This is a genomic window from Flavobacterium sangjuense (assembly GCF_004797125.1).
GTDB classification, from domain to species: domain Bacteria; phylum Bacteroidota; class Bacteroidia; order Flavobacteriales; family Flavobacteriaceae; genus Flavobacterium; species Flavobacterium sangjuense.
Genome location: NZ_CP038810.1, coordinates 431,645 through 444,383, shown reverse-complemented (window position 1 = coordinate 444,383; position 12,739 = coordinate 431,645). Strand labels below are relative to the sequence as shown.

The window sequence follows — 12,739 nt, the reverse complement described above, 5'->3', positions numbered from 1 at the left end:
GAATAGCTTCGAAAAAAATCACAAAAAAACCGCCAGTCTTACGAGAGGCGGTTTTTTTTATTTTTCTGAAATCTCTTTTCCTTTTTCATCAAAGAAATGATATTCCAAATACGTGTAAGCGTCACGAGGTATGATTTTCACCCACTTTTTATGTTCAAAAAACCATTTTGAACGTAATGATGGAAAACCTTTTTTAAGGTATGCTGCCACAAAAGGATGCACATTAAGTGTTACTTTTTTATGGCCTTTGATAATTTTTTCAAGAGAGAAACCAATTTTATCTATAATTTGAATCGGCGCATCTATATCGCCTGCCAGATTATTTGGATTTTCTTCTCTTGTTTCAATATTTACTTCTGGTCTTACTCTTTGTCTTGTAATTTGGACTAATCCAAATTTACTTGGCGGTAAGATTTTGTGTTTGGCTTTATCATCGCTCATTTCTTCTCTAAGGAAGTTGAACAACACTTGGCGATTGTCTGGATCTTTCATGTCGATAAAATCGACTACGATGATTCCGCCCATATCACGAAGACGTAATTGTCTTGCGATTTCTGCTGCGGCGATCATATTTACTTCCAGAGCAGTATCTTCCTGATTGTTGGCTTTGTTAGAACGGTTTCCGCTGTTCACGTCGATAACGTGTAAAGCTTCAGTGTGTTCTATAATCAAATAAGCGCCTTTACTCATGGATACTGTTCGTCCGAAAGAGGTTTTTATTTGTCTTTCGATATGGTATTTTTCAAACAATGGCGTGTCTTTCGATTGATAAAATTTAACAATTTTTTGTTTCTCCGGAGCTATTTCGGCTAAATAGTCCTTTGTTTCTTGGTACAACTCTTCATCATCAATTTGAATACTGGTAAAAGTATCGTTGAATACATCTCTAAGTATCGAAGAAGCTTTGTTAAGCTCTCCTAACACTTTGGATGGATGATGTGCGGTTGGTAATTTTTTACTCATTGCAGTCCATCTATTCATTAAGTTCTGCAAGTCTTTTTCTAATTCGGCGATGTTTTTGCCTTCTGCTACTGTTCTCACAATAACACCAAAACCTCTTTGTTTGATAGATTGTACTAGTTTTTTAAGACGGTCTTTTTCTTCTTTGGATTCTATTTTTTGTGAAACAGAAACGCGATCTGAAAAAGGCACTAAAACTAAAAATCGACCCGCGAATGAAAGCTCACAGCTTATTCTCGGACCTTTTGTAGAAATAGGTTCTTTTACTACTTGTACTAATATTGACTGATTGGCATTTAGTATGTCTGCTACTGCACCATCCTTGTCAATTTCTTTCTCAAACTGGAAGTTTTTTAGGGAGAAATCTTTTAGTTTACCTGCGCTTACAAGTTTTATGAATTTCAAATAAGAAGCGAAACTTGGACCCAAATCGTGATAATGTAAAAAGGCGTCTTTTTCATAGCCTACATTTACAAAAGCAGCGTTTAATCCGGCAACGGGTTTCCTTATTTTGGCAATAAAAATATCGCCAACCTGGAAGTTGCTTGTTTCTTTTTCTTTGTGTAATTCAATTAGTTTTCCATCTTTTAATAAGGCAAAATCTACAGCGTCATCACTAGATCTAATGATTAGTTCTTTATTCACTTTGTAAATTTTTATCCAGACTATTAGTCAAAAATCAAAAGTCGAAGTCAAGAGTTTTACAACTCATAACTCATAACTTATAACTCATAACTGAATTGTAAGGATGGATTAAACATTTTAAACAGGTATTGTTTTTACCCGGCGGAATTTTTCAATTCCAATTTCAATGAACGTTTTCCAAAAAAAGAAAAGTAGTTATAAACTACTTTTTCTTTTTGTGTCGGTTAGCTCTCGCACGTTTTTTACGTTTGTGCGTTGCTACCTTATGTCTCTTTCTTTTTTTACCACTTGGCATAAGCTGGTTATTTTTTGATTAATAAATATTTTTTATACTGCTACTTCAGTATTGGTTTTTATTGATTCTACAAATACTTTTGCAGGTTTGAATGCAGGTATGTTGTGTGCTGGAATTTTGATTGTCGTATTTTTTGAAATGTTTCTTCCAGTTTTTTCAGCTCTAGTTTTGATAATGAAGCTACCAAAACCTCTTAAATAAACATTGTCTCCAGTTTCTAAAGAAGATTTTACTTCTTCCATAAACGCTTCAACTACTGCTTGAACATCTCCTTTTTCAAGTCCTTTTCTTTCTGAAATCTTTGCTACGATATCTGCTTTCGTCATTTTCTTTCGTATTTATTATTAATTATGTAATTTTTTTGAGGTTGCAAATATATGAATAATAAAAACAATATTTCAAGCATAATCTATTAAAATTTAATCACATAAAGATTTATTTTTGTAATCCACAATTTAGCTATGAATTTTCCTAAAGTACTTATTCAATGGTATTTACAAAACAAACGTGATTTGCCATGGCGCAATGACACGAATCCGTACACGATTTGGCTTTCAGAAATTATGCTTCAACAAACAAGGGTTGCGCAAGGATTGCCTTATTTTTTGCGTTTTACAGAATCATTTCCAACGGTTTTTGATTTGGCTAATGCCGATGAAGAAGATGTGCTAAAATTGTGGCAGGGTTTGGGCTATTATTCAAGAGCCAGGAATCTGCATAAAACAGCCAAACAAATTGCCTTTGAACTTAACGGAGAATTTCCAAAAACTTATTCAGCCTTATTACATTTAAAAGGAATTGGTGAATACACCGCGGGCGCAATCGCATCATTTGCTTATAACGAAAATGTTCCTGTAGTTGATGGAAATGTGTATAGAGTCTTGTCGCGCTATTTTGATGTGGAAACCGATATAGCTTCGGCTGGAGCCAAAAAAGAGTTTACGCAATTAGCAGTAGCATTATTGCCAAAAGGACAAGCTAATTTATTCAACCAAGCTATAATGGAATTTGGTGCTTTGCAATGTGTGCCCAAAAATCCGGATTGTGGCAATTGCGTTTTTAATGGTAGTTGTTTGGCTCTGCAAAAGAAAAAAGTAACGCAGCTTCCGGTAAAATCTAAAAAAACTAAAGTAAGCAAACGCTATTTTAATTATTTGGTTTTTTCGGATGAGCATAACAAAACCATTATTAGCAAGCGAACGCAAAAAGGCATTTGGCACAATCTATATGAGTTTCCATTGCTTGAAACAGAAACAGCAGAAAGCGATATCGCAATTTTGGAGTTGATTCAAAATCAAAATTTTGTAAAAAACCAAATTCTTGAAATACAATTATGCAATTCGGAAGGTATTGTTCACAAACTTTCGCACCAACATCTGACAATAAAATTCTGGCAAATTAAGGTAGCAGGAACGCTTGATAGCGGAATGGATTGTGAATCAGCTTCTAAATTCCCTTTTCCAATTGTGATTTATAATTTTATTGAAAAAGAATGGCTTTGACTTTCAAAAAAAAGTAGTAAATTTGGGTGAAACTAAATTTAGTTGAGAAATGAATGGTACCTTAAATAAAGTAATGTTAATTGGTCATCTTGGTGACGAAGTAAAGATGCATTATTTTGATGGCGGGAATTGCATTGGCCGCTTTCCTTTGGCAACCAACGAAGTCTATATCAACAAACAAACTAACGAAAAAATCACCTCTACCGAGTGGCACAATTTAGTAGTGCGAAATAAAGCCGCCGAAATTTGCGAAAAGTATTTATCAAAAGGTGATAAAATATATGTGGAAGGCAGAATAAAATCGCGCCAATGGCAAGCCGAAGACGGGACAACAAAATATACTACCGAAATACAAGTTACCGAATTTACATTTTTGACTACCAAAAAAGAAGTTGACGGACTAAAAACAACACAAAATGCAGAACCAAAAGGAAGTAATTTTGAAGCACCAAGTCCGGCAGCTCCCGAAAACGATTTGCCGTTCTGATATTGTTTAACTAATCTCTACTTCATTGGACCCGGAGCCCAGTACTAATTTCTTAGCAACTATTGACACCAACTTGCTTTTTGGAACTATAGCTATTGCATTTTTTTTATTTTGCTCTGCCATGGTTTCTGCTGCAGAAGTAGCACTTTTTTCGCTTACACAACAAGACCTAAACACTTTATCAGAGAAAGATGCTTCAAAAGCAAACCTAATTTCGAAATTACTGCAACGACCAAAGAAACTTTTAGCAACCATATTGGTAGCAAATAATTTCAGTCACATTGGCGTCGTGATAATTTTCTCTTTTATTGGGAATTCCCTTTTTGAAGCTATTACTTCTCCAATCCTAAAGTTTATTGTTGAGGTAATACTCATAACCTTTCTTATTCTTTTATTTGGCGAAGTGTTGCCAAAAATTTACGCCAGCCGAAACAATGTCCGATTCTCAAAGTTTGTTGCCAATCCGATGTCGATACTAGACAAACTGCTTTCGCCAATTAGTTTGCCTATGCGAGCTGTGAGCATCTATTTGCATGAGAAATTAGGAAAGCAAAAATCAAACATTTCGGTAGATCAATTGTCGCAGGCATTAGGGTTAACGTCAACAGAAGACACGACTACCGAAGAACAAAAAATACTAGAAGGCATAGTTTCGTTTGGAAATACAGACACAAAGCAGGTAATGAGTCCGAGAATTGATATTTTTGCACTCGAAATGGAAGAAACTTTTGCCGAGATTTATCAAAAGATAGTCGACAAAGGCTATTCCAGGATTCCGGTTTACAGAGAAAGCATTGATCATATTGAAGGCGTTTTGTTTGTAAAAGATTTGATTCCGCATATCAATAAAAAGGAATTCGACTGGAACAAATTGATACGAGAACCCTTTTTTGTTCCTGAGAACAAAAAGCTGGACGATTTGTTAAAAGAATTCCAAAGTAAAAAAAGTCACTTAGCCATTGTGGTTGATGAATATGGTGGGACTTCGGGTTTGGTTTCGTTGGAAGATGTAATCGAAGAAATTGTTGGCGATATTTCGGATGAGTTTGATGATGAAAATTTGAATTTCTCCCAAATTGACGACAAGAATTTCCTGTTTGAAGGAAAAATAAACCTCAAGGATTTTTACAGAATAGTTGATGTTGATGAAGAAGTATTTGAAAGCAGTAAAGGTGAAGCTGAAACATTGGCCGGATTTATATTAGAAATTTTAGGTAATTTCCCCAAAAAAGGACAGAAAATCCATTTTTCAAATGTGCGTTTCACCATTGAAGCTGTCGATAAGAAAAGAATAAAACAATTAAAAGTAACTCTCGAATAAGTTAAAAATGATAAAAAGAACATTGGGTTTTATTGTGGTAACAATGCTGTTGATTTTGGTTTTCAGTTGTAAAGATGAAGTGTTGCCAAAACCTGCCAGCCAGCTGCGATTGGATTATCCTGTTGCCAAATATGCTTTGTTTAGCAATCATTGTCCGTTTGAATTTGAGATGAATGAAGATGCTATTATCAAAGAAGATAAAAAGTGTGGTTTTTCCATTCATTATCCAAAAATGAAAGCGACGATTTATTTGACCTATAAAACGGTAAATAAAAATATTGATTCGTTGTTGCGAGATGCGCAAACACTGACGTATAAACACGTCATAAAAGCGGATGATATTTTGGAACAACCATACATAAACAATGACAATAAAGTATACGGGATGTTCTATCGCGTCGATGGAAATGCGGCTACAAACGCCCAATTTTACGCTACGGACAGCATCAAACATTTTGTAACAGGTTCGGTATATTTTTATGCAAAGCCCAAATTTGATTCGATTATGCCTGCCGCTGATTATATCAAAAATGACATGCAGCGTTTGATGGAAACAATAAAATGGAAATAAAAAAGTCCCGATTAAACGGGACTTTTTTATTATATTTTTTTTGGAATTATACTTTTCCTTTTGTCTGCATTCCCGAAACCTTGTAAGTTTCACCATCACCGGTAGCTTCAACAGTTTTTGCTAATTTTTCCGGACTTAGAACCGCAGCATCAAAATCAACAGTTGCTTCTTTTTTGTCAAAATCAACGGTTACTTTCTGAACGCCTTCCAGTCCAGATAATTTGGATTCAATTGTTTTAGCACAACCCATGGCGCAAGTCATTCCTTCGATTTTGAAACTTGCAGTTTCCGGTTTTGCAGCAACGGTAACTTCTTTCTTAGTGCTCGTCTCATCTGTTCCAGCAACAGGTTTCCCGGCAGTATCTTTACAGCTAAACAGAAGGGTTGAAGCAAGTCCAAAAGTTAATAGCGATTTGGTGAAATTCATAATTTTAGAATTTATTAATTGTGATTATTTTAATCATGGACAAAATTAGTAAAAAATAAAAGTGATTATTCTTAAAATAATTACAAAATTTGATGTCTTGAAAAACGTATATGAAATCACTACAATTAAAATGGGTTATTCTTATAGCACTTGCCTTGATTTGGGGAAGTTCTTTTATACTAATTAAAAAAGGATTAGATGGTTTAAATCCGTTTCAGCTGGGTTCGTTGCGGATAATTTTTTGTGCCATTTTTCTTTTGATCATTGGTTTTAAAAACATCACCACAATTCCGTTAAACAAGTGGAAGTATATTGCACTGACTTCTTTGTTTGGAACATTTATTCCGGCATATCTTTTTGCAATTGCCCAAACAGAGATTAACAGTTCGGTGAGTTCGATACTCAATTCTTTAACGCCATTGAACACCTTAATTTTAGGCGCGATTGTTTTTGGTTTGGATTTTAAACGATCACAAATTTTTGGTGTAATCGTCGGGTTAATCGGGACGATGTTATTGATTTTCAACGGAGCAGTTCACAACCCGAATCAGAATTATTGGTACACCATACTGGTATTGATTGCGTCGATTTGTTATGCGATGAATGTGAATTTCATAAAAAAATATTTGTCCGATATAAAGCCATTAACCATAACAGTTGGTAACTTTTTAGTGATGTTGTTTCCGGCTTTAATTGTTTTGTCTTTTACCGATTTCTTTCAAGTGGTTCATTTAGAAAAAATACAGCATGCCATGATTTTTGTGGCGGTTTTGGGAATAATAGGAACAGGTATTGCCAATGTGCTTTTTTACAAACTGATACAAATTTCGTCTCCGGTTTTTGCTACTTCGGTTACTTATTTGATTCCGGTGGTGGCATTCTTTTGGGGACTTCTCGATAATGAAATGCTCACACCTTTGCAGTTTGTTGGTGCTTTTATTATTTTGATTGGCGTTTACTTATCAAGTAAAAAATAAAAGACCGCTATTGCTAACGGTCTTTTTAGTATCTATTTAAATTTCAATTATAGAAAATCGGCATCAGAAACACCTTCGTTGATTTTCACATCACTCATTTTGATGTCCAATTCAAAACCAACATTCATAATAGTGTTGAAAGGTACTTTAACTCCTTTTACAGCTCTATAATCGTTGAAGTTTGTTACTCGGGTCATTTTTTGTCCACCTTGTTCTTCAGTAGTAGCTTCGGCAGTTTTTAAACCTGACTTCACATCAAAATAATAAGTAGTGTCACCATCAACAACAGCATAAGCATCAGAACCATTCATTGGCTCAACTCCTGAAATTGTTACTCCGGTTTTGGTTCCCAATAAAGTTTCGTTGAATAATACTGCGCTTTCTTTCATTTTTGCAAGATCATCACCTTCCATAACTTTTTTCTGACCTTGTTGCATCATGTATGCGGTATTTCCGTTTACAACCTGCTTCATTATAGAACCCATTCCGGCCATAGAAAGCTCAACAGCCATTCTTCCTTTGTTATCCGTTTTTGATGAATAAGACAAAGGCATTGGAGCCTGTGGTATAGTTGTAGAACCAGTATAAGCAATAGATTTAACCGCTTTCACTGCTTTGTCACCACCAATCGCTGCTACATAAGCATCGATTACTGATTTTACAGTAACTCCGGCAGGAACTGGTTTTTTCATAGCTGGTTTCTCAGTAGGATTACCGAATTTGTCGAAATAGAACATTGGAATTTTTAGTTTTTCCAATCCTGAAATAACTTCTGAACCTTTTCCGGTAATTACGATACGTAAATTATCAGCTAAGAAATATTTGTTGGCAACTCTCATAACATCTTCCGGTGTAACGGCATTGATGTTTTTGATATAGTTTTCATAAAAATCTGCAGGCAAACTTTCGGTTTCAATATTTAAAGCATAACGGGCAACAGTTGCCGGTTTTTCAACTTGCATTACAAAACGACCAATGTAACCAGCTTTCACGCTGTTTAGCATTTCGTCTGTAACTTTTTCAGTTCTGATTTTGTTTAGCTCTTTTAAAGATTCTACCACAGAACTATCTGTAACGGCATTTCTTACCTGAGCATTTGCTTTGAATTTGCTGTAGATGTTTTTGTCAAAACCAATGCTTGAACGTGCTCCATAAGTCCAACCGTGAGCTTCTCTCAAATTCATATTCAAATAACTGTTGAAATCGCCACCAAAAACCTGATTAGCTAAAATCACAGGGAAATAATCAGCATCTGACATTTTTAGATTTACAGTATTAATCAATGAGATTTCAGACTGAACCGCATTTGGCATATCCACAAAATTGATTTGTGTATACTGAACGTTGCTTGGATTAGAATATGTTAATCTTGGTGCTGTAGCTTTTACCCATGAACCAAATAGTTTCTCAACCATTTTTTTCACATCTTTTGTTTTCACATCACCAACGATAACTAAATAAGCACGTTCAGGAACGAAGTAAGTTGCATAATTTGCTTTTACATCAGCCAGAGTAACGTTATTAATAGTTTCTTCAGACAAATATTCTCCGGCAGGATGATTTTTACCATAAGCCAAAACATTTTCAACTCTTCCGGCAACTACAGTAACACTTTTTTCCTGTGCTTTTAATCCGTCGATAAGTTTTTCTTTTTCTTTATCAAATTCTTCCTGAGTGAAGTTTGGTGATAAAGCACCTTCAGCCATCAACTCTAAAATTCTTTTGGAATACTTAGACAATCCGTTGGCAGCAGCTCCTGAAGAAAAGAAACTGATATCAGCTCCAAGGAAATCTACTTCTTCGTTAAAAGCATCTTTTGTAGTTTTTGTTGAACCGTTTCCGATTAAGCTGCTGGTTAAATCATCAACACCTTTTTTGTTTCCTTCAGCATAAGGAGCATTGTCAATAGTTAAATTGAATGAAACTCTTGGAAGTTTGTGGTTTTCAACTACCAAAACTTTTAATCCGTTTGGTAACGCAAAAGTTTCAGGTTTTTTTATGTTTAAAACTGGCGATGGACCAGGTTTTGGCTGTGATCTGTCTTGTGCTTGCATAGTTAAAGTTAAAAACAAGCTTGATAATAGTATAATTGATTTTTTCATTGTCTTACGGTTTATTATTTATTTTCAGCTTTGTCTTTTGCAGGTACATAATCCAAAATCAAACGTTGGTTTGGATTAAGGTATTTTTTAGCAGCCTCTCTCATTTCCTCACGAGTTACAGAGCGTAAGATGTCGATATTTGTATTAACCAAATTAACATCTCCATACAATAAATAGTATGTAGCTAAGTTTTCGGCAACACCTTCAATCCCTGAATTTTCGTTTACATAATTGCTTTCGTTGATGTTTTGCAATTTTTGGAAATCTTTTTCAGAAATTAAATCAGTTTGTAATTTCACAATTTCTTCATCAACTTCTTTGATTAAGTCAGCTGAAGTAAAATCACCTTGTGGCATTCCGTAAAGAATGTATTGTCCGTAATCTTCTTGTGCATAATTGAACGCTCCGACTTGCAAAGCCATTTTCTTATCGTCAACGATTTTTTTGTACAATTTAGAACTTTTACCGTTGCTTAAATATGTAGAAATCATATCTAAAACTCTCGCATCACGAGTTTTCATAGATGGAATTCTATATGCAGCAACTACCATTGGTTTTTGGATGTTTGGATCTTCGTAAGTTGCTCTGATTGTTTCTGTAATCGGGGCTTCTGTGAAAGTTTGTTTTTTGATTTCAACACCTCTTGGAATTGGCCCAAAATATTTTTGAATCCACGCCTTAGTTTGTGCAATGTCAATTTGACCCGCAACTACTAAAACCGCATTGTTTGGAGAATAGAATTTTTTGTTAAAATCCTGAAACTCTTTTAAAGTTGCAGCATCTAAATGCTCCATAGAACCGATAGTTGCCCAACGGTAAGGGTGCACTTTAAACATGTTTTTCTTTACTTCGGCAATCAATTGACCATAAGGCTGATTGTCAACACGAAGTCTTTTTTCTTCTTTTACTACTTCGTTTTGCGTATCAACACCAATTTGGTTGATAACCGGATGCATCAATCTTTCTGATTCCATCCACAAACCTAATTCTGTATTGTTCGAAGGGAAAACTTCGAAATAATAGGTTCTGTCTTCTGTAGTGTTAGCGTTGTTAGTTCCTCCGTTTGAAGTTACCATTTTAAACCATTCACCACGTTTGATGTTTTCGGTTCCTTCGAACAATAAATGTTCAAAAAAGTGAGCAAATCCTGTTCTTTCCGGATTTTCGTCTTTTGCACCTACGTGATACATAACAGAGGTAATTACAACAGGTGCCGATGGATCATTGTGTAGAATTACATGAAGACCATTTGGCAAATCGTACTCCTCAAAAGTGACCTTTTGGGCCTGAGCTGTTCCTCCAAGCATAAGCATTGAACTTAAAGCGATTAATGAATTTTTCATAAAAAATTTAAATTTTTTCAGTTGATTGTTCAGTTAGTTGCCTAACCGTTTAATTTGTTACACCAAAGGTATCTTTTTTTATTTATTTCCATAAAAATATTTCCAAGTCATAAAGGCTTGATTTTAAATGCTAAACTTTTTTTGCATAAGGGTTGTGTGTGTGGAAAATAGTCGTATATTTGCACACTTAAAAAATTAAATAATAACAATATGTATGCAATCGTAGAGATAGCAGGGCAACAATTCAAAGTAAGCAAAGACTTAAAGGTTTATGTTCACCGTTTGGCTAATGAAGAAGGTTCAAAAGTTTCTTTTGACAAAGTTCTTTTATTAGATGATAATGGTAACATTACTTTAGGCGCCCCAGCTATAGAAGGTGCTTCAGTAGAAGCCAAAGTGTTATCACACTTAAAAGGAGATAAAGTAATCGTTTTCAAGAAGAAAAGAAGAAAAGGATTCAAAAAGAGAAACGGTCACCGTCAGTACTTAACTCAAATTCTTGTAGAAGGAATTTCAGCGACAGGTGGAAAGAAAGCAGCAAAAGCAGAAGCAGCTCCAAAAGCGGTAGCAGCAACTGAAGAAGTAGAAGCTCCTAAAAAAGCAAAAGCTCCTAAAGCAGAAAAAACAGCAGAAGCAGCTCCAAAAAAAGCAGCTCCTAAAGCAAAAAAAGAAGATACTCAAGAATAATAACAATATAACTCATACGTCATGGCTCACAAAAAAGGTGTCGGTAGTTCGAAGAATGGTAGAGAATCAGAATCAAAACGTTTAGGCGTTAAGATTTATGGTGGTCAAGCTGCAATTGCTGGGAACATTATCGTTAGACAAAGAGGTTCTAAACACAATCCAGGAGAAAACGTTTACATGGGTAAAGATCATACTTTACATGCAAAGGTTGCTGGTGTAGTGAAATTCCAGAAAAAAGGTGATAACAAATCATTTGTATCTGTAGTTCCATTCGAAGCATAAGAACAAACTCTTATTATATACAAAACCCGATTCAGTAATGAGTCGGGTTTTTTTGTTACCAATATTCCATCCCTACGGGATTGCATCAGTATAGAATCCCGTGGGGATTCTATACAGGTAGAAAAACAAATTCAAAAGGGGAAATCCCTTTAGGGATGATACTTCTACAATGTACTCCTTTTACTAGTAAGCTGCTCAGCCAATCCAATTAGGATTCCTTCCGGCCCACGAATATAACAGAGTCTATACAAGTCCTGATAATTAACAACATCGCCAACTAGTTCAGCCTTGTGTTTCTTCAATCCCGCAAGGGTTTCGTCAAGGTCTTCTACGGCAAACATGACGCGAAGATAACCAAGAGCATTCACAGGCGCAGTACGATGGTCGGCTATTACAGCTGGACTGTTGAATTTTGAGATTTCGAGTCGGCTATGACCATCCGGAGTGACCATCATGGCAATCTCGACATTCTGATTTCCCAATCCGGTGACACGTCCTGCCCATTCTCCTTCAATTGTGGCGCGTCCTTCAAGGGTTAGTCCAAGTTCTTCAAAAAAGGCAATAGCATTATCAAGGGATTCTACCACGATACCGACATTGTCCATTCGTGTTACTTTACTTTTTGCCATAGTATTATCTATTTAATGTAATTATTACTAGGGACATACATTATTTGCATGCCGAACCATCAATTGCCATTTGCCATTCTCCTGTTTCATCCATACATTAGTATACCTGCGGTTAAGTTTTTTGTTGGCATTTGGAGCTCCATTGGCGGGAATCACAATCTCACTTCCCATTACTACTACCATATCCTTGAAAAATATGAATTGTTCGGGAGTCCTTTCAAATGAAGTGTATTTGATAGTGCCTTTTTTGATTAAATCAAGTAATTCCTTTTTCTCTTTAAGAATCCTGTTGGTGGGATGGTTGACCATTACATCATCATTCATCAAACTGTCGAGTGCAATTACATCACTTTCGAATATGGCACGGGCATGAGCAAGATCCAATTTTTTTATTTGCTCTTTTAAGTCCGGACTCTCATAAACATTTTGAGCAGTTATCGAAGGTTCAAGAATAATTAGAAGTAGTAGTATTTGGAAGATGGTGTTTTTAGTCATTGTATTGGTTTTTTAA

Annotated in this window: 14 protein-coding genes; 7 read left to right on the top strand and 7 right to left on the bottom strand. The window is 35.4% G+C overall.

Annotated elements, in window-relative coordinates; translation table 11 throughout:
- Positions 1-57: 57 nt before the first annotated feature.
- Both GS03_RS01925 and GS03_RS01920 read right to left on the bottom strand, forming a co-directional pair.
- Positions 58-1,605 carry an Rne/Rng family ribonuclease gene (locus tag GS03_RS01925; protein ID WP_136150888.1) on the bottom strand — a complete coding sequence of 516 codons (1,548 nt, stop codon included), beginning with the start codon at positions 1,603-1,605 and terminating at the stop codon, positions 58-60.
- A gap of 327 nt (positions 1,606-1,932) precedes the next feature.
- Positions 1,933-2,226, bottom strand: a complete 294-nt coding sequence (locus tag GS03_RS01920; protein WP_136150887.1) for an HU family DNA-binding protein — start codon at positions 2,224-2,226, stop codon at positions 1,933-1,935.
- Between the two features lie 135 nt (positions 2,227-2,361).
- On the opposite strand from GS03_RS01920, the gene mutY reads away from it, so the two are divergent.
- From mutY to gldD, 4 genes are read left to right on the top strand one after another with little or no spacing between them, the layout of a single operon-like run.
- Positions 2,362-3,402, top strand: a complete 1,041-nt coding sequence (mutY, locus tag GS03_RS01915) for an A/G-specific adenine glycosylase (RefSeq protein WP_136150886.1) — start codon at positions 2,362-2,364, stop codon at positions 3,400-3,402.
- A 49-nt stretch (positions 3,403-3,451) separates the two neighbouring features.
- The gene (locus GS03_RS01910; RefSeq protein ID WP_136150885.1) at positions 3,452-3,889 is read left to right on the top strand and encodes a single-stranded DNA-binding protein; all 438 of its coding nucleotides are present in this window, start codon (positions 3,452-3,454) and stop codon (positions 3,887-3,889) included.
- 25 nt (positions 3,890-3,914) lie between these two features.
- Positions 3,915-5,210, top strand: coding sequence for a gliding motility-associated protein GldE (locus tag GS03_RS01905; protein WP_136150884.1), 1,296 nt, complete (start codon positions 3,915-3,917; stop codon positions 5,208-5,210).
- A 7-nt stretch (positions 5,211-5,217) separates the two neighbouring features.
- Positions 5,218-5,781: a gliding motility lipoprotein GldD gene (gene gldD, locus GS03_RS01900; RefSeq protein ID WP_136150883.1), complete on the top strand. Its 564-nt coding sequence runs from the start codon at positions 5,218-5,220 to the stop codon at positions 5,779-5,781.
- Positions 5,782-5,827: 46 nt separating this feature from the next.
- On the opposite strand, the gene GS03_RS01895 is transcribed toward gldD, so the two are convergent.
- On the bottom strand, positions 5,828-6,208 hold the full coding sequence (locus GS03_RS01895; protein ID WP_136150882.1) for a heavy-metal-associated domain-containing protein: 381 nt from the start codon (positions 6,206-6,208) through the stop codon (positions 5,828-5,830).
- Between the two features lie 110 nt (positions 6,209-6,318).
- Here GS03_RS01895 and GS03_RS01890 point away from each other — a divergent pair, with 110 nt between their 5' ends.
- Positions 6,319-7,185 carry a DMT family transporter gene (locus tag GS03_RS01890; protein WP_136150881.1) on the top strand — a complete coding sequence of 289 codons (867 nt, stop codon included), beginning with the start codon at positions 6,319-6,321 and terminating at the stop codon, positions 7,183-7,185.
- Positions 7,186-7,232: 47 nt separating this feature from the next.
- Here the strand turns inward: GS03_RS01890 and GS03_RS01885 are convergent, their stop codons facing one another.
- Both GS03_RS01885 and GS03_RS01880 read right to left on the bottom strand, forming a co-directional pair.
- Positions 7,233-9,287 (bottom strand): M16 family metallopeptidase, encoded by a 2,055-nt coding sequence (locus tag GS03_RS01885; protein WP_246034130.1) that lies wholly within the window; start codon positions 9,285-9,287, stop codon positions 7,233-7,235.
- 14 nt (positions 9,288-9,301) lie between these two features.
- The gene (locus GS03_RS01880; RefSeq protein ID WP_136150880.1) at positions 9,302-10,630 is read right to left on the bottom strand and encodes a M16 family metallopeptidase; all 1,329 of its coding nucleotides are present in this window, start codon (positions 10,628-10,630) and stop codon (positions 9,302-9,304) included.
- Positions 10,631-10,840: 210 nt separating this feature from the next.
- On the opposite strand from GS03_RS01880, the gene rplU reads away from it, so the two are divergent.
- Entirely contained in the window at positions 10,841-11,317 is a 477-nt protein-coding gene (rplU, locus tag GS03_RS01875) for a 50S ribosomal protein L21 (RefSeq protein WP_136150879.1), read from the top strand.
- A 21-nt stretch (positions 11,318-11,338) separates the two neighbouring features.
- The gene (rpmA, locus tag GS03_RS01870; protein ID WP_129434750.1) at positions 11,339-11,599 is read left to right on the top strand and encodes a 50S ribosomal protein L27; all 261 of its coding nucleotides are present in this window, start codon (positions 11,339-11,341) and stop codon (positions 11,597-11,599) included.
- Between the two features lie 164 nt (positions 11,600-11,763).
- Here the strand turns inward: rpmA and GS03_RS01865 are convergent, their stop codons facing one another.
- Positions 11,764-12,228 (bottom strand): VOC family protein, encoded by a 465-nt coding sequence (locus GS03_RS01865; protein ID WP_136150878.1) that lies wholly within the window; start codon positions 12,226-12,228, stop codon positions 11,764-11,766.
- A gap of 27 nt (positions 12,229-12,255) precedes the next feature.
- Entirely contained in the window at positions 12,256-12,723 is a 468-nt protein-coding gene (locus GS03_RS01860; protein ID WP_136150877.1) for a nuclear transport factor 2 family protein, read from the bottom strand.
- Positions 12,724-12,739 lie beyond the last annotated feature (16 nt).